18 protein-coding genes and 3 tRNA genes are annotated in these 18,363 nt (G+C 66.5%); 9 read left to right on the top strand and 12 right to left on the bottom strand.

The genetic code is table 11. From position 1 onward, the window contains the following. Positions 1–595: 595 nt before the first annotated feature. Positions 596–668, bottom strand: a tRNA-Asn gene (locus tag B7R22_RS09170). 167 nt (positions 669–835) lie between these two features. Continuing rightward, on the bottom strand, positions 836–1,408 hold the full coding sequence (gene def, locus B7R22_RS09165; RefSeq protein ID WP_116411433.1) for a peptide deformylase: 573 nt from the start codon (positions 1,406–1,408) through the stop codon (positions 836–838). A gap of 43 nt (positions 1,409–1,451) precedes the next feature. On the opposite strand from def, the gene B7R22_RS09160 reads away from it, so the two are divergent. Both B7R22_RS09160 and B7R22_RS09155 read left to right on the top strand, forming a co-directional pair. Next, positions 1,452–2,399, top strand: coding sequence for a DMT family transporter (locus tag B7R22_RS09160; RefSeq protein ID WP_253258972.1), 948 nt, complete (start codon positions 1,452–1,454; stop codon positions 2,397–2,399). A 72-nt stretch (positions 2,400–2,471) separates the two neighbouring features. Next, positions 2,472–3,785, top strand: coding sequence for a glycosyltransferase (locus tag B7R22_RS09155; protein WP_253258971.1), 1,314 nt, complete (start codon positions 2,472–2,474; stop codon positions 3,783–3,785). A gap of 36 nt (positions 3,786–3,821) precedes the next feature. On the opposite strand, the gene B7R22_RS09150 is transcribed toward B7R22_RS09155, so the two are convergent. After that, positions 3,822–3,895: transfer RNA gene (locus B7R22_RS09150), tRNA-Ile, on the bottom strand. A gap of 249 nt (positions 3,896–4,144) precedes the next feature. On the opposite strand from B7R22_RS09150, the gene B7R22_RS09145 reads away from it, so the two are divergent. Beyond that, a complete protein-coding gene (locus tag B7R22_RS09145) occupies positions 4,145–5,113 on the top strand; it encodes an alpha/beta fold hydrolase (protein WP_116411431.1) in 969 nt (322 codons plus the stop codon). 7 nt (positions 5,114–5,120) lie between these two features. Here the strand turns inward: B7R22_RS09145 and B7R22_RS09140 are convergent, their stop codons facing one another. Further along, on the bottom strand, positions 5,121–5,690 hold the full coding sequence (locus B7R22_RS09140; protein WP_172582283.1) for a PadR family transcriptional regulator: 570 nt from the start codon (positions 5,688–5,690) through the stop codon (positions 5,121–5,123). 240 nt (positions 5,691–5,930) lie between these two features. Between B7R22_RS09140 and B7R22_RS09135 the strand changes: the two genes are divergently transcribed. Then, positions 5,931–6,434: a DUF3145 domain-containing protein gene (locus tag B7R22_RS09135; protein ID WP_116411457.1), complete on the top strand. Its 504-nt coding sequence runs from the start codon at positions 5,931–5,933 to the stop codon at positions 6,432–6,434. A gap of 7 nt (positions 6,435–6,441) precedes the next feature. Here B7R22_RS09135 and B7R22_RS09130 read toward each other — a convergent pair whose 3' ends face one another. The 6 genes from B7R22_RS09130 to aceE all read right to left on the bottom strand — a co-directional run bounded on the left by B7R22_RS09130 (position 6,442) and on the right by aceE (position 14,149). After that, positions 6,442–7,677 (bottom strand): beta-ketoacyl-[acyl-carrier-protein] synthase family protein, encoded by a 1,236-nt coding sequence (locus tag B7R22_RS09130; protein WP_116411429.1) that lies wholly within the window; start codon positions 7,675–7,677, stop codon positions 6,442–6,444. A 114-nt stretch (positions 7,678–7,791) separates the two neighbouring features. After that, complete coding sequence (locus B7R22_RS09125) at positions 7,792–8,040, bottom strand: acyl carrier protein (protein WP_116283255.1); 249 nt, start codon at positions 8,038–8,040, stop codon at positions 7,792–7,794. A gap of 82 nt (positions 8,041–8,122) precedes the next feature. Continuing rightward, positions 8,123–9,148, bottom strand: coding sequence for a beta-ketoacyl-ACP synthase III (locus B7R22_RS09120; RefSeq protein ID WP_116411428.1), 1,026 nt, complete (start codon positions 9,146–9,148; stop codon positions 8,123–8,125). Continuing rightward, positions 9,145–10,086, bottom strand: a complete 942-nt coding sequence (locus B7R22_RS09115; protein ID WP_116411427.1) for an ACP S-malonyltransferase — start codon at positions 10,084–10,086, stop codon at positions 9,145–9,147. Before B7R22_RS09115 ends, B7R22_RS09120 begins: the two co-directional genes overlap by 4 nt. A 94-nt stretch (positions 10,087–10,180) precedes the next feature. Further along, the gene (locus tag B7R22_RS09110; RefSeq protein ID WP_116411426.1) at positions 10,181–11,386 is read right to left on the bottom strand and encodes a PucR family transcriptional regulator; all 1,206 of its coding nucleotides are present in this window, start codon (positions 11,384–11,386) and stop codon (positions 10,181–10,183) included. Positions 11,387–11,419: 33 nt separating this feature from the next. Further along, positions 11,420–14,149, bottom strand: a complete 2,730-nt coding sequence (gene aceE / locus B7R22_RS09105; RefSeq protein WP_116411456.1) for a pyruvate dehydrogenase (acetyl-transferring), homodimeric type — start codon at positions 14,147–14,149, stop codon at positions 11,420–11,422. A 197-nt stretch (positions 14,150–14,346) separates the two neighbouring features. Between aceE and B7R22_RS09100 the strand changes: the two genes are divergently transcribed. Further along, the gene (locus B7R22_RS09100; protein ID WP_116411425.1) at positions 14,347–14,820 is read left to right on the top strand and encodes a peroxiredoxin; all 474 of its coding nucleotides are present in this window, start codon (positions 14,347–14,349) and stop codon (positions 14,818–14,820) included. Between the two features lie 14 nt (positions 14,821–14,834). Further along, a tRNA-Val gene (locus tag B7R22_RS09095) sits at positions 14,835–14,907 on the top strand. Here B7R22_RS09095 and B7R22_RS20230 read toward each other — a convergent pair. Then, positions 14,867–15,316, bottom strand: coding sequence for a DUF418 domain-containing protein (locus tag B7R22_RS20230; RefSeq protein WP_116411455.1), 450 nt, complete (start codon positions 15,314–15,316; stop codon positions 14,867–14,869). The genes B7R22_RS09095 and B7R22_RS20230 overlap by 41 nt on opposite strands. Before the next feature lie 140 nt (positions 15,317–15,456). Next, entirely contained in the window at positions 15,457–15,582 is a 126-nt protein-coding gene (locus B7R22_RS20075; protein ID WP_301182606.1) for a hypothetical protein, read from the bottom strand. A gap of 50 nt (positions 15,583–15,632) precedes the next feature. On the opposite strand from B7R22_RS20075, the gene B7R22_RS09085 reads away from it, so the two are divergent. Genes B7R22_RS09085 through B7R22_RS09075 form a run of 3 tightly spaced genes read left to right on the top strand, consistent with a single transcriptional unit; the run spans position 15,633 to position 18,311 of the window. After that, positions 15,633–16,814, top strand: a complete 1,182-nt coding sequence (locus B7R22_RS09085; RefSeq protein WP_116411424.1) for a class I SAM-dependent methyltransferase — start codon at positions 15,633–15,635, stop codon at positions 16,812–16,814. A 43-nt stretch (positions 16,815–16,857) separates the two neighbouring features. Continuing rightward, on the top strand, positions 16,858–17,508 hold the full coding sequence (locus B7R22_RS09080; RefSeq protein ID WP_116411423.1) for a SatD family protein: 651 nt from the start codon (positions 16,858–16,860) through the stop codon (positions 17,506–17,508). Then, positions 17,502–18,311: a hypothetical protein gene (locus B7R22_RS09075; protein ID WP_116411422.1), complete on the top strand. Its 810-nt coding sequence runs from the start codon at positions 17,502–17,504 to the stop codon at positions 18,309–18,311. The genes B7R22_RS09080 and B7R22_RS09075 overlap by 7 nt, the downstream gene beginning before the upstream one ends. Positions 18,312–18,363 lie beyond the last annotated feature (52 nt).

Genomic DNA, 18,363 nt, shown 5'->3' with positions numbered 1-18,363 from the left:
GTGTCTGGCCAGGCTGCAACGCACCACCGTCCTGGTGTGAGAGTCACCACGTCGACGGGTGGCTTTCCCCAACACACCCGGGCGGCCTGACGGATCTGGACAACGGGGCTCTGCTCTGCCACTTCCACCACTCAAACGTGCACAAAGCCCGCTGGAAACTGACCATCCGAAACGGCACCCCCCACGTCATCCCACCCCACTCCCTCGACTGGAACCAAACACCCCGACCCTGCCAACAAAACCGGGCCAGACAGTTGAAACCCGGCCACCACCCACCCGACCATCCATCAGGCGAGGGTCTGCAAAATGATCATCACAGCGACACCGGGTAGAACGACGCCCTCAACCCAGCACTCAATTAAGCCCTACGCCCGGCCGCTACGCCGTGCCTCTACGCCCGGCCGCTACGCCGTGCCTCTACGCCCGGCCGCTACGCCGTGCCTCTACGCCCGGCCGCTACGCCGTGCCTCTACGCCCGGCCGCTACGCCGTGCCGACACCACCGGCCCCCACGCCCAACCGCCGCTCCCGACCGGCACATCCGTCCCGTGGGCACAAAAAAGGCCACCCGGGGTGGAGCCCTGAGTGGCCTTTCGCTCCCCGACTTGGACTCGAACCAAGAACCTGCCGGTTAACAGCCGGCTGCTCTGCCAATTGAGCTATCGAGGAATGCTGAAACAGCTTAGTCACGTTATCACGAAACCGCTGGCGTGCTTTTCAGCTGGAATCAACCGAAGCGCACTGCCGAAACGCAGCAGGAAAAAGCATACCGCACTGGCGGCGAGACCACGATTCGAGGCCGGCGACGGGAGGGAAGAAGGGGCGAGTGAGGCCGCTCAGGCTCCGCCGTCGAACGTGTCGACCCCGGGCATCCACTGCTGTCCGGGGCTTCCCCAACTGCGTTTGCGTGCAATCTTCGAGGCGGCCTTGGCGTACGAGAACTCAAGCCGGTCGACGTACAGATACCCGTCGAGGTGGTCGTACTCGTGCTGGAAGATGCGTGCGAGCCAGCCGGTGGCACTGACTTCGAACGGTTCGCCGTCGACCGTATATGCCCGCAGGAGCGCATCGGTCGACCTCACCAAGGGGAAACGTTCACCCGGAAACGAGAGGCAACCCTCGGCGTCGAGGTCTTCGTGCGCCTCCTCCACGGGCGGGGGGCTGATCAGCAGCACCGGGTTCACCGCAGCGCCCGAATGCAGCACATCGTCGGTGTCCGTGTACTCGTAGACGAACAGTCGCAGCGCCACACCGACCTGCGGTGCTGCCAGCCCGACACCAGGCGCGGCGTGCATGGTGTCGATCATGTCTCCGACGAGGCGACGAAGGTCGTCGTCGAACGCTATGACGGGCAGGGCGGGGGAGTGGAGTACGGGATCGCCGAAGATCCGAATGGGAAGAACAGCCATGTCGCCAAGCCTATCCGCGCAGAAACCGCGATACTGTCGAACGGTGCCTCCCGAACTCGAAGCTGTGACCGAGCTCGCCCCGAACCTCTTCCAGTCCGTGGGAATCCCTATCGCTCTGATCGGCGCTGTCTTCCTGTCATTCGGTGCGCAGTTCCAGCACCGGGGGGTCGCGAAGGTCGAAGCCGCCAGCCGCGAGGTCAGCGGTGGTCTGGATGTGCGCCAGCTCCTGGCGCTCGTCGGGCGTCCGTCCTGGGTGCTCGGCACGCTCATGCTGGGCCTCGCAATCGTGTTCCAGCTCACGAGCCTGAACTTTGCGCCGATCATCGTGGTGCAGCCGCTCGGCGCGGTGGCTCTTGTCATCACCTCGATCCTGAACGCCCGCGTCAGCCGCACGAAGCTGAACCGGGCATCCGTGGTCTCCATCGTCATGTGTGTCGGCGGGGTCGCGATCTTCGTGCTCATCGCTGCCTTCACCGCCGTCGACAAGCCGATCGAGGATGCGCAACTGGTGACGATCGTCATCATCCTGGCCATTGTGCTCGCGGCCTTCATCACCCTGTTCGTCCTGTTCAGGAAGCGGATGCGCGCCGTCTCGTACATCCTCGGCGCAGGCGTCCTCTACGGATTTGTCGCCACCCTTGCGAAAGTGGTCATCAGCCGACTGCAGCAGGGCGACTTCGAGTGGCTGACGTTCGTCTGCCTGGTGGGACTGCTGGCATCCGCAGCCTTCGGCGGCTATTTCGTGCAGACGGCCTATGCCTCCGGCCCTCCTGACCTCGTCATCGCCGGACTGACGGTGATCGACCCGCTGGTGGCCGTCGGTATCGGCATCATCGTTCTCGGCGAAGCATCCCTCGCTCCGCCCCTGGCCCTGGTCGGCTTCGTGCTGTCCGGCATCCTCGCGATCCTCGGAGTGTTCGGTCTTGCGCGGTACCACCCCCAAACCGGTGCGAAGTCCGTCACGAATCACTCCATACAGTCCGTTCACTAGGGTAGATTCACCCCCACAGCGAAACAGTCCTCGGATGCTCGACCTCCTCGTCCCGAATCAGAAAGTTCTCACTTGTCAGCTTCTTCCGGCACAAACCCTGCTTCAGCAGACGCAGTCCCCGCGAAGCCCTTGAAAATCATCATCGGTGCCGACACTTTCTCGCCGAACGTGAACGGTAGTGCGCGATTCTCCCAGCGTCTGGCATCCGGCCTGGCTGCACGCGGGCACGAAGTGCACGTCGTCGCGCCCTCGGCGTCCCGGAAGCACGGCACCTGGACCGAATCGTACGACGGCCAGGACATCACCGTGCATCGCCTTCGGAGCTTCCGCTGGTACCCGCATGACTGGCTGCGCTTTGCCGAACCGTGGTTCATCAACAAGAACAGCGACCGCATCCTCGCCGAGGTCGAACCTGACGTCGTGCACTTCCAGTCGCACATCATCGTCGGCCGCGGCCTGTCGATTGCTGCGCGGAAGCGCGGCAACGTGCGTGTGATCGGCACCAATCACTTCATGCCCGAGAACCTGCTCGAGTTCACGCTGCTGCCGAAGTCGTGGCAGGAGAAGGCCGTCGGCATGGCCTGGAAGGCCGCCAAACGCACCTTCGGCCGCGCCGACGTCGTGACGACGCCGACCCAGAAGGCCGCGGAGTTCCTCGAGAAGTCGACGGGGCTCGACGGCGTGCTCGCGATCTCCTGCGGCATCGACGCCGACAACTACACTCCCAGTTTCGAGCGACGCACGGCCAACCGGATCCTGTTCGTCGGCCGTGTCACGGGCGAGAAGCAGATCGACGTGCTCATCAAGGCTGTCAGCCTGCTGCCCTCCGATCTTGACGTTCAGCTCGACATCGTGGGCGGCGGCGACCTGCTGAAGCACCTCGAGAACGTGTCGAAGACGCTGGGGGTGGATGACCGGGTGCACTTCAGCGGCTACGTGACCGAAGACGAACTGCGCGAGGCCTACACGAATGCCACCATCTTCGGCATGCCCTCGATCGCCGAGCTGCAGAGCATCGCGACGATGGAGGCGATGGCCTCGGGCCTGCCCGTGGTCGCCGCCAATGCGATGGCACTTCCGCACCTCGTGAAGGACGGCGTGAACGGATATCTCTTCGCGCCCGGCGACGCGCAGCAGATGGCGGACAGGATCGAATCGCTCCTCCGCCTGCCGCAGGACGAACTCGACGCGTTCAAGAAAGCGTCTCTGAAGCTCATCGAGAAGCACGACCTGGTGCGCACGATCGTGACGTTCGAGCGCCTCTACCGCGGAGAGAGCACGGTGGATGTCGCGGCCATCGACGAAATCATGGCGGCAGAGTCGCTCAATACGTCATCGATCCGCATCGTCGACGTGGCTCCCGAGCAGTCCGACGCAGCGCACTGAGCAACAGCTCTTCCTGCTGCGCCGGCAGCGCGAGGGTGGGGCGTGCGGGACTTGAACCCGCGACCGACGGATTATGAGTCCGCTGCTCTAACCAGCTGAGCTAACGCCCCGCGCGCGGAGGGCCTGGGCTCTCGTTGCTCCTTCACGATACAGCGTCCGGAGCAGATGGCGGTGCAGCGCCGCTTCAAGGGCCCTGCCGCGACGGTTGAGACTCCGGCGGCGGCATTCTGGCGCGCGTTTGTTGACGCGGCTGCGGTGTGCCGTTATCGTTTTCACGGCCCGCTTTCCAGGGGCCTTAGGGGACAGCATTACCAGGCGCGCACCTTCGGGCGGCGCTGCCTCAGAATTGGGATAGACGCATGCCAGCACCTACTTCGGTGGAGACATCTTCCTCACAGCCGGTCGACAGACACGTCACCAAGGACATTGCGGTTCGGGGCGGAGTCATGCGCGTGGGGGAGTGGTCTCCGGCGCCCCTGCAGACGGCGGGTTCCGAGCCGGCGGCCGTCGTCCTGGCGCTCCACTCGCTCGCCGGAGCGCATCTCTCCTGGGCCTGGCTGGCCGACCAGCTTCCCGAAGCCAGGATCGTCGCCCCCGACCTCCGCGGTCGTGGCCTGAGCGCCGACCTTCCGGGCCCGTACGGTATCGATGAGCACATCAGCGATGTCCTGTGCATTGTGGATGCCCTGCAGCTCTCAGAGGTGACGCTCGTCGGTCACTCCCTCGGTGCGTTCGTCGCTCTCGGGGTCGCCGCGGCCCGACCGGGGATGATCGTACAGGTCGTGCTCGTCGACGGCGGTCTCCCGCTCACGGTTCCGCTCGCCCTGCATACCGAAGACCTGGTCGAGCTGGTCTGCGGACGGCCGAAGTCCCGGGTCGACTTCGCCTTCAGCAGTCGCGCCTCCCATCGACGCTTCTGGCAACTGCATCCGGCTTTCGCGAAGGACTGGTCGCCCCTCTCCGACGAGTACGCCGACTATCTCGTCGATGAGGTGATCGCGAAGGACGCGAGCATAGAGTTCCGTCCGATTGCGTCCTGCGAGGCGATCGAGACGGATGCCCGCGAGCTCAGCGGCACCGTGACCATTCGTCGACGATTGCGGGAGGCCCCCGGCCCCCTCCATCTCCTGACGGCATGTCGCGATCTCTCGAACCACATGCCCGGAATCTACGCACCCCGGGAACTCGAGCTGACAAGCATCGACGTGCCGCATCTCCGCATCCGTGAGGTGCAGCAGGTCAATCACTACACGATCGTCGAGAGTGTCCGTGGCGCGACAGAGATCGCCCAGGTCGTGCGGGACGGCCTGCACGCGGGGCAGATCTGAACGACCGTCAGCTCATCTGGTGGGGTCGCCGCCCCCGCCGGGGCCGTTCGCTCGAGAGCGGGTGCGGCTGGATGTCTTGACCGAGGATCGAGGTGCGGAGATCATTGAGCCAGCCCAATGCCACCGATGCGAGCAGCTGGTCTGCGTTCTCGGATGCACGTGCGACCCCGTCGCCAGCGGAGTGAGCATCGGAACCGGACGACTGCTGCAGAGCGCCCCAGGCTGCGTTGTAGTCGGCGATCAAGGGCTCTGGATCGACGCCCGGGAGAGTGGCGACGAGCAGCACGTGCTCGACCATCTCGTTCCAGTCGGGCTTTCCGGACCCGCAGCCGGCGATCCAGCTGTTCGCCTCTGCGAGGCCAGCCGCCGAGAGCGAGTAGCGCGGAAGCTGGTTCGCGGCATCCCGCGCCACCTGCACGACGAGCCCTGCGTCCGTCAGGCGGTTGAGGGTCGAATAGATCTGACCGACGTTGATTCCCTGGGCGCGGGCCGTGCGTGTTTCGAGTTCTGTGTGGAGCTGGAGCCCATACGCCGGCCCGAGTGTCAGGAGTGCGAGGATGCCGGATCGCACGGACACGGAGCGCTCCTCTTCCTCGGTGACAACCGGCCACATGCGCATCCGGAGAATGATGTACCGAGTATACGATCAACGAATCACAGTGTTGTGATTCGCCGGGCCAGTCGTGCATACTGGGAGAAGCGCACGGCCGGGAGGTCGAGCCACAAGTGAATACGCTTGTCACCGTTCAGGGTCTCGTTGCCCGAGCATCCATTCACAGGTCGTTGGGGAAGACGTACCTCACGAATGGAGATGAAGATGGTGGCATCAGTCGCACGCGGAGTGATTTACGTTCACTCTGCTCCCCGCGCGCTCTGCCCTCACGTCGAGTGGGCCGCAGGTCGCGCCATTGGTCGTGCCGTGAACTTCGAGTGGATCGAGCAGCCCGTGCTGCGCGGTTCGCAGCGCTCAGAGTTCTACTGGGAGGGTTCCGCCGGCACCGGAGCCGCCATAGCGTCGGCCCTTCGCGGCTGGGAACATCTCCGCTACGAGGTCACCGAGGATCCCGCTCCCGGTCGCGACGGCGGCCGTTGGATGCACACCCCCGACCTCGGCATCTACTTCGCCCAGACCGACAGTGCCGGCAACACGGTCATTCCTGAGGACCGCGTGCGTGCGGCGATGGAGACGGCCGGCACCAACGCGCTCGAGCTGCACCGCGAGCTGCGACTCGCCCTCGGCCAGGCCTGGGATGACGAACTCGAACCATTCCGTTACGCGAGCGACTTTGCGCCCGTGGTCTGGCTGCACTCGGTCGGCTAGCTGCGTTCTAGACCGTCTTGAAGGCCGCCACCGCGTTGTGGCCACCGAAGCCGAAGGAGTTACTGATCGCCAGCAGATCTCCCGCGGGCAGAGCGCGGGGCTCCGTCACGACGTCGAGGAGGATCGCCGGATCCTGTTCGGTGAGGTTGATGGTGGGCGGGGCGAGCCGCTCCTGCAGCGCCTTCACGACGAAGATCGCCTCGATCGCCCCCGCGCCACCGAGCAGGTGGCCCGTCGAGGCCTTGGTCGCGGAGACGGGGATGCCTTCGACGGCTTCGCCGAAGACCCGTCGGAGGGCGTTGTACTCGGCGATGTCGCCGACCGGCGTGCTCGTCGCGTGGGCATTGATGTGGCCGACGTCGTTGAGCGAGAAGCCCGCGTTCTCGATGGCCGCCTTCATCGCACGGGCCGCGGCCGAACCCTCGGGGTCGGGTGCCGTGATGTGGTATGCGTCGCTGGTGACAGAGCCACCGAGCAGTTCTGCGTAGATCTTCGCCCCGCGGGCGACTGCGTGGTCATAGGTCTCGAGCACGACGGCTGCGGCGCCCTCGCCGAGAACGAACCCGTCGCGGGTGACGTCGTAGGGCCGGGAGGCGGTGGCCGGGTCATCCATGCGCTTCGAGAGGGCCTGCATGGCGGCGAACGAGGCGATGGGCAGGGGGTGGATGCACGCTTCCGAGCCGCCCGCGATGATCACGTCGGCGAGGCCGGCCTGGAGGTGGTCGTAGGCGTTGGCGATCGACTCGGTGCTCGAAGCGCACGCGGAGACATCGGTGCGGCTGAAAGCGCGCGCTCCGATGTCCATGCTGATGGCCGCGGCCGCTCCGTTCGCCATGAGCATCGGCACGGTCATCGGCAGCACGCGGCGAGGTCCACGCTCACGCAGGGTGTCCCACGCATCGAGGAGGGTCCAGAGGCCACCGATACCGGTCGCCCAGTTCACTCCGAGACGTTCGGGCTCCACGCCCGGCGAGCCAGCGTCGGCCCATGCCTCGCGGGCAGCGGTCAGCGCGAACTGGCTGTTGGGGTCGAGGCGCTTGGTCTCCTGGCGCGAGAGCACGTCGACGGAGGGCACCACGACCTGGGCGGCCATGGTGATCGGCACGTCCCACTTCTGAACCCAGTCCTGTTCGAGCGCACGGTTGCCGGAAACGCCGCCCAGGAGGGCCTGCCAGCTCTCTTCGGCGGTTCCGCCCAGGGGAGTGGTCGCACCGATTCCCGTGACAACGATTCTTTTGCTCATGCGAGGAACTTTCTGTGGTTCAGGCGGGCGCGTGCTGTGGTTCAGGAGATCAGTGGTGCAGGAGACCGGGGGCGCGAGGGCGACCCCGGTCATCCGGGAACGAACGGGAAGCGGTTACGCCTGTGCGTTCGTGATGAAGGTGACGGCGTCGCCGACGGTCTTCAGGTTCTTGACCTCTTCGTCGGGGATCTTGACGTCGAACTTCTCTTCGGCGTTGACCACGATGGTCATCATCGAGATGGAGTCGATGTCGAGGTCGTCGGTGAACGACTTGTCGAGCTCCACCGTGTCAGCCGCGATTCCGGTTTCGTCGTTGATGAGCTCGGCGAGGCCGGCGAGAACTTCTTCGGTGGACAATGCCATTGTTTTTTCTCCTTGGGTGGTGCCCCTGGAAGGCGGGGATGCTCTCTCCAGTGAGGCGGTGTCGTTTGAGGCGACATTCAGTTTAGGTCAGGCTGGGCGTGTTCCCCGGCAGAACGACCACCTGCGCGCCGAAAACGAGCCCCGCGCCGAAACCGATCTGCAGGGCGAGGCCGCCGGCGGCTTCCGGATGCTCGGTGAGCAGGCGGTGCGCGGCAAGGGGAATCGACGCTGCCGAGGTGTTGCCTGTGGTGGCGATGTCGCGCGCGATCAGCACACTCGCGGGCAGCTTCAGCACCTTGGCGAACTCGTCGACGATTCTCATGTTCGCCTGGTGCGGGATGAACGCGGTGAGGTCGGCGGCTGTGATGCCCGCGGCATCCAGTGCCTGCTGCGCCACCTTCGCCATCTCCCACACCGCCCAGCGGAACACGGACTGGCCGTCCTGGCGCATGGTGGGCCACTCATTGTCGCCGGCGCGGAAGCCGGTGTACGTGCCGTCCATGCCGACGGCACCCCACTTCGACCCGTCCGAGCCGAGGATCGACTTCGAGATGCCCGGGAAGTCACTCGGCCCGACCACTGCAGCTCCCGCGCCGTCGCCGAGCAGGAAGGAGATGGAGCGGTCGGTGGGGCTGACGAAGTCGGAGAGCTTCTCTGCGCCGATGACCAGCACGTAGTCGGCCACGCCCACGCGCACGAGCGAGTCGGCCTGGGCGATGGCGTAGGCGTACCCGGCACAGGCCGCCTCGATGTCGTAGGCGGCGGCGGTGCCGGCCCCCACACGGTGCGCGACGAGCGCGGAGACCGAGGGGGTGACGACGGGGTTGCTGACGGTCGCCACGATGACGGCGCCGATCTGGTCGGCCCGGATGCCCGACTTCTCGATCGCCTCGAGGCCTGCCTCGACCGCGAGATCGACGGCCGTCACCTCTTTCGGCGCACGGCGACGCTCGACGATGCCGGTGCGCTGTTGGATCCACTCGTCGGAGGAGTCGATCGCCTCGATGAGCTGGTCGTTTCCGACCACCAGGCTGCCGCGTGCGGCACCGAACGAGAGGATACGGGTGAATTCGTGGCCGGTTGCCTGCTTCAGGCGCGGAGCCGTCATGAGGTCGCCTCCGAGCCGGCCTTGGCCGAGGTGAGTAGCGCAATCGCTGCCGGCAGGTCGTCAGGGGTCTTCACGGCGACCGACGGCACACCCTTCAGCCCGCGCTTCGCGAGGCCGACGAGGGCCCCAGCGGGGGCGACCTCGATGATGCCGGTGACGCCCGCGTCCTGGAACGAGGCCATGTTGCGATCCCAGCGGACGGGCGAGGAGACCTGGCCGACCAGCAGGTCGAGGAACGCGTCTCCCGTGTCGACGACGCCGCCGTCTCGGTTGGTCCAGATGGTCAGCGACGGATGTGCCGGGGTGAGCGTGGCCGCGACCTCGGTGAGGTGCTCCACGGCGGGCTGCATGTAGCGCGTGTGGAAGGCCCCTGCGACCTGGAGCGGAATGACCCGGGCGCCGCGCGGAGCGAGCGCGGCGAGCCCGGCCAGCTTGTCGAGGGCGCCGGCGACCACGATCTGGCCGCCCCCGTTGAAGTTCGCCGGCTGCAGGTCGAGTGTCTCGAGAACGGCGAGCAGCTCTGCCTCGTCGCCGCCGACGACAGCGCTCATGCCGGTGGGAACGATCGCTGCCGCCCCTGCCATCGCCGAGCCACGTTCGCGCACGAACGTCATAGCGTCGCTCTCGGTGAGGATGCCCGCAGCCTGGGCGGCCGTGATCTCACCGACGGAGTGTCCGGCAACACCGCCGACAGCAGAACGGCGGCCGTCGGCAAGCAGGGCCCCGAGGGTGAGGAGACCGGCAGCCACGATGAGAGGCTGCGCGATGCGGGTGTCGCGGATGGTGTCGGCGTCACTCTCTGTGCCGTACTTCAGCAGGTCGAGGCCTGCCAGTTCGGAGAGTGTGCCGAGGTGGTCGGCGAAAGCCGGCTCAGCAACCCAGGGCGCGAGGAAGCCGGGAGTCTGGGAGCCCTGTCCGGGGCAGACGATGACGATCATGGATTCAGTCTTTCAAGGATATGGAGCTGAGTGATGTGAGAAAGCGATCAAAGATTCGCGGAATGGCTGTAGGAAGCCTCTCGCGCAGACGGATTCAGCGCCTCCGGGCGGAGGGCTCGGGTTCGTTCATCGACCCGAGGATCAGCGCGGACTGCAGGATGAGGGCCTCACGGGCACCCGTGGCGTCCCAGCCGATGACCTGCGAGACGCGCTTCAGCCGGTAGCGCACCGTGTTCGGGTGCACGAAGAGTTCGCGGGCCGTGCCTTCGAGAGAGCGCCCGTTGTCGAGGTAGCACCAGAGAGTGTTCATCAGTTCCGGGCTCTGGTCCTGGAGGGGCCGATACACCCGGTTGACAAGGGTCGAGCGTGCGAGGGGGTCCCCGGCAAGGGCCCGCTCGGGCAGCAGGTCGTCAGCGTAGACGGGGCGGGGGGCGTTCCGCCAGGACTTCGCCACGGCGAAGCCGGCCAGAGCCGCTTTGGCGCTCCGGGATGCCTCTACGAGGCTCGGAACTTCATGCCCTAGCACGAGATGACCCGGGCCGAAACCCGGTTCGAGCGCGCGGGCGATGTCCATGAACGAGAGTGTCGGGGCCACGGCGGCGCCGGGGAGGGGTTCGTCGGCCGATCCGACGGCAGGTTGCGAACGACCGATGACCAGCACGAGACGACCGCCCTGCACCCCGATGAGTACATCGGCGGAGAGATGCCGGGCGGTGCGCCGCAACTGGTCGACGTCGAGCATCCGGGGTGTCGTGCCGACCAGCACGCTGACCTCTCCGTGTCCGTGCCAGCCGAGCGCGGCGATCCGGCTCGGCAGTTCGTCGTCGTATTCACCCGAGAGGATGGAGTCGACGACGAGTGCTTCGAGCCGGGCATCCCAGAGCCCGCGTGCTTCGGCGGCTCGGGCGTAGACGTCAGCTGAAGCGAAGGCGATTTCCCGCGAATAGAGCAGGATCGCCTCACGGAGGGACTGGTCGCCGTTCGCGATGCGCTCCTCCACCACCTCGACGACGACGCGGATCAGCTGCAGCGTCTGCTGCAGGCTCACCGAGCGAAGCAGCTCTCGAGGAGCCGAACCGAAAACGTCGGAGGCGATCCAGGTGGTCGTGGTGGGGTCGTCGTACCAGGTGATGAACGACTTGATGCCGGCTTGCGCAACCAACCCGACGGCCGAGCGCCTCCCCGGCGGCATGTCGCCGTACCAGGGAAGCGTCTCGTCGAGCTTCTTGATCGTCGCCGTCGACAACTCGCCTGACACCGTGCGGAGCCAGGCGAGCGTCTGTTCTTTTGTGCGGGCCATCGTGAGTCAGCGCAGCGCGTCAGCGTGTGCCGGTCAGCTCTCGCCGCCCGCCGACCCTGATGTTCCGGCCGAGACGTCGTGCAGCCGGTACTTGTCGATCGCCCACTGCGGGGCGTTCGGGTCGACCTCGTTGCGAGCAGCGAGCTGTTCGAGCACCCGCACCACAACCGACGGGCCGTCGATCTTGAAGAACCGGCGGGCGGCGGGGCGCGTGTCGCTGAAGCCGAAGTCGTCGGCCCCGAGCGTCGCGTAGTCGCCAGGCACGAACTGCCGGATCTGGTCGGGGATCGCGTGCATGTAGTCGCTCACAGCCACGAACGGCCCTGCCGCACCAGAGAGCTTGTCCGTCAGATAGGGCACCTGCGGCTGCTCGCTCGGGTTCAGGAAGTTGTGCTCTTCGGCCTTGAGACCGTCGCGGCGGAGCTCGGTCCAGCTCGTGACCGACCAGACGTCTGCGGAGACTCCCCAGTCGTCGGCGAGCAGCTGCTGCGCCTCGAGCGCCCACGGCACACCGACACCCGACGCGAGCACGTTCGCCCGCGGGCCACCGTCGACCCAGCCGGACTTCAGGTGGTGGATGCCCTTGACGATGCCCTCGACGTCGACGTTCTCCGGCTCGGCCGGCATAACCATCGGCTCGTTGTAGAGGGTGATGTAGTACATGACGTTCGGGTCGGTATGGGTTCCGCCGTACATCCGCTCGAGTCCGGCGCGCACGATGTGGCCGATCTCGTAGCCGTAGGCGGGGTCGTAGGACACCACGGCCGGGTTCGTCGAGGCGAGCAGGTGGCTGTGGCCATCCGCGTGCTGCAGGCCCTCGCCGGTGAGCGTGGTGCGACCGGCGGTGGCTCCCATCACGAAGCCCCGCGCCATCTGGTCCCCAGCGGCCCAGAGGGCGTCGCCGGTGCGCTGGAAGCCGAACATCGAGTAGAAGACGTAGACCGGGATGAGCGGCTCGCCCTGTGTCGAATACGAGGTGCCGGCCGCGGTGAAGGCCGCCAGGGCACCCGCTTCGTTGATGCCGACGTGCACGATCTGGCCCTGCGGGCTCTCCTTGTAGGCGAGCAGCAGGTCGCGGTCCACCGAAGTGTAGTGCTGGCCGTTCGGGTTGTAGATCTTCGCGCTCGGGAAGAACGCATCCATGCCGAAGGTGCGGGCCTCGTCGGGGATGACCGGAACGACGCGGTTGCCGAAGTCCTTCGACCGCGTCATCTCCTTCAGCAGGCGCACGAACGCCATGGTGGTGGCGATCTCCTGCGTGCCGGAGCCCTTCTTCATGATCGCGTAGGCCGAGTCCTCGGGCAGCGTGATCGCGGTGTGCTTCGTGCGGCGCTCGGGCAGGTAGCCACCGAGCGCACGGCGGCGCTCGTGCATGTACTCGATCGCCTCGTCGCCCTCGCCGGGGTTGTAGTACGGCGGGAGGTACGGGTTCTCCTCGAGCTTGGCGTTCGTGATGGGGATGTGCATCTCGTCGCGGAACTGCTTGAGGTTGTCGAGCGTCATCTTCTTCATCTGGTGGGTGGCGTTCCGCCCCTCGAAGCTCTTGCCGAGGCCGTAGCCCTTGATGGTGTGGGCGAGGATGACCGTCGGCTGGCCCTTGTGCTCACTCGCCGCCTTGAAGGCTGCGTACACCTTGCGGTAGTCGTGGCCGCCGCGCTTCAGGCCCCAGACCTGGTCGTCGCTGTAGTTCTCGATGAGCTTGAGTGCGCGCGGGTCGCGGCCGAAGAAGTTGTCGCGAACGTACCCGCCGTCTTCGGTCTTGTACGTCTGGAAGTCGCCATCCGGAGTCGTGTTCATCAGGTTCAGCAGGGCGCCGTCGGTGTCGTTGGCCAGGAGCGAGTCCCATTCGCGGCCCCAGATGACCTTGATGACGTTCCAGCCGGCACCGCGGAAGAAGCTCTCGAGCTCCTGGATGATCTTGCCGTTGCCGCGCACCGGGCCGTCGAGCCGCTGGAGGTTGCAGTTGATCACGAAGTTCAGGTTGTCGAGGCCCTCATTGGCTGCCACCTGCAGCTGGCCGCGGCTCTCGACCTCGTCCATCTCGCCGTCGCCGAGGAACGCCCAGACCTGCTGGTCGCTGGCGTCCTTGATGCCGCGGTTGGTGAGGTACTTGTTCGACTGCGCCTGGTAGATCGCGTTGATCGGGCCGAGGCCCATCGAGACGGTGGGGAACTGCCAGAACTCGGGCATGAGACGCGGGTGCGGGTAGGAGCTGAGGCCACCGCCGGCGTGCGACTTCTCCTGGCGGAAACCGTCGAGCTTGTTCTCGTCGAGCCGGCCCTCCAGGAAGGCACGGGCGTAGGTGCCGGGGGAGGCGTGGCCCTGGATGAAGATCTGGTCGCCGCCGCCCGGGTGATCCTGGCCGCGGAAGAAGTGGTTGAATCCGACTTCGTAGAGGCTGGCGCTCGACGCGTAGGTCGAAATGTGGCCGCCGACGGCGATGCCGGGGCGCTGAGCACGGTGCACCAGCATGGCAGCGTTCCAGCGGATCCAGGCACGGTACCGGCGCTCGATGTCCTCGTTGCCCGGGAACTCGGGTTCGTTCTCCGTGGCGATCGTGTTGATGTAGTCGGTGGTCGGAACCATCGGAACGCCGAGGTGCAGCTCCTTGCTGCGCTTCAGCAGGCTGAGCATGATCTCCCTCGCGCGACCGTGGCCGCGAGCGGCGACCAGAGCGTCAAGGGATTCGGACCACTCGGCGGTTTCATCGGGATCTGCATCGATGTTGGTCACCGAATACGGGTCTTGATCGTTGACAGTCAACGTCAACCTCTCTCTTCTGGGTTGTAGAGATCATTCATGGCTGGGGTCTCCGGTTCACGGAATCCACACCGCCCTCAAGCCTAGTGAATCCGAGTCGGCACAGAGGCCCTCGCGGAGGGGTTGTCTGCGGATTGGAGGAATAGACTGGATGATTGGGTCTGGCGGGCAAATTACCCGCCACCGGAAGGATCGCCGTCATGGCACTCGAAAACGACACATTCGCCCCCGACTTCGAACTGTCGAACCAGTTCGGCGAGAAGGTGCGTCTGAGCCAGTTCCGCGGCATCAAGCCTGTGGTGATCGTGTTCTTCCCACTCGCCTATTCCGGTGTCTGTACCAGCGAGCTCTGCACGCTGGAGGACAACATCGCGATGTTCCACGACAACAGCGTCGAACTCCTCGGCATCTCGGTCGACTCGAAGTCGGCCCTCCGCGCGTGGAGCGAGGAGAAGGGCTTCGACTTCAACCTCCTCGCCGACTTCTGGCCGCACGGTGAGGTCGCCAAGGAGTACGGGGTCTTCCTCGACGGCAAGGGCTTCTCGAACAGGGCGACGTTCGTGATCGATACCCACGGCATCATCCGGGCCAGCTTCATCACGGCGCCGGGCGAGGCGCGTTCGATCGAGGCCTACCGCGCTGCCCTGCAGGAGCTCGAGCCCGCCGGAGTGTAGGCTTTTCGCACCAAGCGCCTTTAGCTCAGCTGGTAGAGCGCCACGTTTACACCGTGGATGTCATCGGTTCGATCCCGGTAGGGCGCACATCCTGCTTCTTCCGGCCGCCGTCAAGCGCCCGCACTACCCGTTCCAGTAGTCCTTGGTCGAACAGTGGCCGCCAGAGGGTCGCGAAGGCCAGGCTTGCGAGCGTCAGCACCGGCCACGCCAGCTGGTTCTTCACCGGCTGGCCGGGGTCGAGCCAGTAGCGGAACGACAGCACCAGCACGTGGCCGGTGTAGATCGTGAGGGGCATCATCCCCACCGAGGCCAATGGGTACAGGATGCCGCGGACGATCCGGTTCGTGCTGACAAGACAGAGACCGCCGACGAGCGATGCAGCCACACCGACGGCGGAGATGTGCAGCGCCAGCTCGGCGGTGAACGTCTCCGGAGTCACCGCGTATTTCCCCACCAGCTGCCCGGCGACCCCCACGACGAGGCCGCAGCCGAGCATCCAGAGCTGCGTGCGAATCTTCGTGATGTCGAGCCGGGCTAGCACATAGCCGACGGCCAGGAAGGCGATCCAGATGAGAAGCGGATAGCTCCCGTCGACGAACCAGTCGAGTGGCTGAGTGAAGATGCTGCCGGGGATCCTCAGGTGCGGATCCCAGCCCGCGCCGCACTCTCGAGGGCGACGCCGATCGGCAGCGCGACGACGGCGCCGCCCACCGTGGCGAAGAGGGTGCGCGGCCGTTCACCACCGGCGAGCCATTGGAGCACCGAGGAGAGGGGGGCAGGGAGCGTCGGTGGTGTGGGCCAGACTGGGAGTCATGTACGAACTGTTCGAGACGCTGCGGCGGAGCCCCGACATCGAAGCCCCGAACCTGTTCGCGAGCGATGCGAGCGACCGGCTGGTGCTCGACGAGGCTGCGGGGGTGCTCGGCGAGAGCGGGAGCAGGATCGGGAGCGGTGAGGTGGTCGTCATCGGCGACCGGTACGGCGCGCTCACGCTGGGGGCCGCCGCCGAATTCGGGCTGGCGGGCATCCGCACCCACCAGGACAGACTGGTGGGTGAGCAGGCGCTGGCCCGCAACGCCGAAGCCGCCGGGTTGACCGACCGGTATCTGTCGCTCCCGCTGTCGGAGGAGCTCCTCTCGGGCGCGCGCGTCGTGCTGCTGCAACTGCCGCGCGGTCTTGCCGAGCTCGACGAGCTCGCCGACTCCATCGCGCGGTATGCCCATCCGGATGTCGTGGTGTTCGGTGGTGGCCGCATCAAGCACCTCACCCACGCCATGAACGACACGCTCGCGGTGCACTTCTCCGAGGTGAACGCCTCGCTCGCCCGGCAGAAGTCACGGGTGATCGTTGCGCGCGGCGCGCGCCGGCCGGTGGATGCCCTGCCGTACCCGAAGCGCGAACACAACGCCGAGCTCGGTCTGACTGTTGCCGCCCACGGAGGTGTCTTCGCCGGGGTGGGTCTCGACATCGGTACGCGGTTCGTGTTGGAGTTCCTCGACCGGGCCGTGGGAGAGGTGACCGCCGCGCCGCCCACGGAGCGTTCCCTCACCGCCATCGACCTCGGGTGCGGCACGGGAATCATTGCGGCCGTTCTGGCGAGACGCTTCCCGTCCCTGACGGTGATCGCCAGCGACCAGTCCGCGGCGGCGTGCTCCTCCGCCGGCGAGACCATGGCGTCCAACCGGCTCGCCGGTGTGCGGGTGGTGCGCGACGCCGGGTTGGCGCTGCAGCCGGATGCTTCGGCAGACCTGATCGTCTGCAATCCGCCCTTCCATGTAGGGAGCTCGGTACACACCGGGGTGGCTCTCGGCCTGTTCCGTGACGCGGGGCGGGTGCTCCGACCGGGCGGGGTGCTTCTCACCGTGTTCAATTCGTCTCTCGCCTACCAGCCCGATCTTCGCCGTCTGGTCGGCCCGACGCGGGTGTGGGGCCAGAACACCAAATTCTCGGTCACTGCTTCCACCCGATCCGCCACACGCTCGGCGGGCAATTAGTTCTGGGCTTATATTTGCTGATTATCAGTGTTAGCCTTATGTCATGAGTGCTGAATCGAACGTGGCGGTGATCCTGGATCTGGTCGACTCCCGACAGATCGCTGACCGGGCCGCCGCCCAGAAGCTGCTTGAACAGGCCTTCGCTGTGGTGAATGCCGCCGTGGAGCATGTGGAGCCGTTCGCTGCGACCCTCGGCGACGAATTCCAGGCGGTGTACTGCACGCTGGCCGATGCTCTCGAGGCGACACTGCTGGCACGGCTCTCGATGCCAGAAGGGCTCGATGCCCGGGTGGGCATCGGGTGCGGCGAGATCCGCTCCGTCGGTGCGGGGTTGACCGGAGTGCTCCAGGACGGCTCGGCGTGGTGGGCGGCGCGGAGTGCGATCGATGAGGCGCACCTCCGGGCCGACACCCGGGTGCCGACGCTCCGCAGCTGGTACCAGGGCCGGGGTGAGCCGTCGTTCACCGATGCCGCCGTGAATGCATACCTGCTCGGGCGCGACTACGTCGTGGGCGGAATGAGCGCCCGCGAGAGACGGCTCGCTCTCGGGAGGTGGCTCGGCCACTCCCAGTCGGTGCTGGCCGAGCAGGAGGGTGTCTCGCAGTCGGCCGTGTCGCAGTCCCTGAGGCGCGCCGGTGTCACGGCCCTCCAGGCAGGAATCGTGGCTCTGCGGGAGGCGGGTGAAGCATGCTGACGGCCGTGCTGCTCGCTGCGATCGGGTCGGCCGACCTGTGGCGGGGCCTGTTCCGGGGGAGTGAGGTCAGCCGACCCTCGGCCGGGCTGCTGGCGTCGATCGGTGCGAGCTGGGTGCTGCTCGCTGTGCTGGTCACCACCGGGCTCGGCGTGCCGCTCGGGTGGGTGGCGCTCTGCCTGCTGGCAGCGGGGGGCTGGCTCGTGTTGACGACGTCGGACGAACACGCGACGGGGCTCGCCGGGCGCGCGGCGGTCGCCGGGCTCATCGTGCTGGCGGTCATCCTGCTGCTGGCCGACCGAACCGGGCTGGCGCTCTCCGGCTACCTGGTCGACGGCCAGCGGGATGCCGCAACCGCCGCCCTCCGCGACGCGCCACTGCCCCAGATCGCGCTCTTCTTCGGTGTGGGGCTGTTCCTCGCCGAGAGTGCAAACATCGTGGTGCGGATCGCGCTGCACCCCCGGAGCCGGGTGCAGGCGACGTCAATGCCGGTCGATGATGATGATGAGAGCCTGCCCGACGGTGCTTCCCACGACGAAGATCTCACCCGCACCGATCTCAAGGGCGGCCGCCTCATCGGGCCGCTCGAGCGCCTGCTCATCGTCGCCATCGTGCTGGCCGGTCTTGCCCCCATCGCGGCCGCACTGGTCGCCGCCAAGGGCATCGTGCGGTTCCCGGAGATCGCCCAGGATGCCCGGGGCGGCGACGGTCTGTCGGGTACCAAGGCCGAGTACTTCCTGGTGGGCAGCCTGGTGAGCTGGGCCACCGCTGCCGGAGCCATCGCCCTTCTGGTCGCCGCGCGCTGACCATCAGCCCGCAACTGATATTCACCAGATATAAGCCCTGCTCTTCAGAGTC

The sequence above is a fragment of the Subtercola boreus genome (assembly GCF_003399635.1).
GTDB classification, from domain to species: Bacteria; Actinomycetota; Actinomycetes; order Actinomycetales; family Microbacteriaceae; genus Subtercola; species Subtercola boreus_B.
This window is presented reverse-complemented; position numbering and strand designations above follow the sequence as displayed.

Excerpts from the sequence above, each read along its gene's own strand:
- B7R22_RS09125 (WP_116283255.1), bottom strand. The coding sequence starts at position 8,040 with ATGGCATTGTCCACCGAAGAAGTTCTCGCCGGCCTCGCCGAGCTCATC.
- B7R22_RS09075 (WP_116411422.1), top strand. The coding sequence starts at position 17,502 with ATGCTGACGGCCGTGCTGCTCGCTGCGATCGGGTCGGCCGACCTGTGG.
- B7R22_RS09120 (WP_116411428.1), bottom strand. The coding sequence starts at position 9,148 with ATGACGGCTCCGCGCCTGAAGCAGGCAACCGGCCACGAATTCACCCGT.
- B7R22_RS20230 (WP_116411455.1), bottom strand. The coding sequence starts at position 15,316 with ATGCTCGGCTGCGGCCTCGTCGTGGGGGTCGCCGGGCAGCTGGTGGGG.
- B7R22_RS09145 (WP_116411431.1), top strand. The coding sequence starts at position 4,145 with ATGCCAGCACCTACTTCGGTGGAGACATCTTCCTCACAGCCGGTCGAC.
- def (WP_116411433.1), bottom strand. The coding sequence starts at position 1,408 with ATGGCTGTTCTTCCCATTCGGATCTTCGGCGATCCCGTACTCCACTCC.
- B7R22_RS09080 (WP_116411423.1), top strand. The coding sequence starts at position 16,858 with ATGAGTGCTGAATCGAACGTGGCGGTGATCCTGGATCTGGTCGACTCC.
- B7R22_RS09135 (WP_116411457.1), top strand. The coding sequence starts at position 5,931 with ATGGTGGCATCAGTCGCACGCGGAGTGATTTACGTTCACTCTGCTCCC.
- B7R22_RS09085 (WP_116411424.1), top strand. The coding sequence starts at position 15,633 with ATGTACGAACTGTTCGAGACGCTGCGGCGGAGCCCCGACATCGAAGCC.
- B7R22_RS09110 (WP_116411426.1), bottom strand. The coding sequence starts at position 11,386 with ATGGCCCGCACAAAAGAACAGACGCTCGCCTGGCTCCGCACGGTGTCA.
- B7R22_RS09115 (WP_116411427.1), bottom strand. The coding sequence starts at position 10,086 with ATGATCGTCATCGTCTGCCCCGGACAGGGCTCCCAGACTCCCGGCTTC.
- B7R22_RS09100 (WP_116411425.1), top strand. The coding sequence starts at position 14,347 with ATGGCACTCGAAAACGACACATTCGCCCCCGACTTCGAACTGTCGAAC.
- B7R22_RS09130 (WP_116411429.1), bottom strand. The coding sequence starts at position 7,677 with ATGAGCAAAAGAATCGTTGTCACGGGAATCGGTGCGACCACTCCCCTG.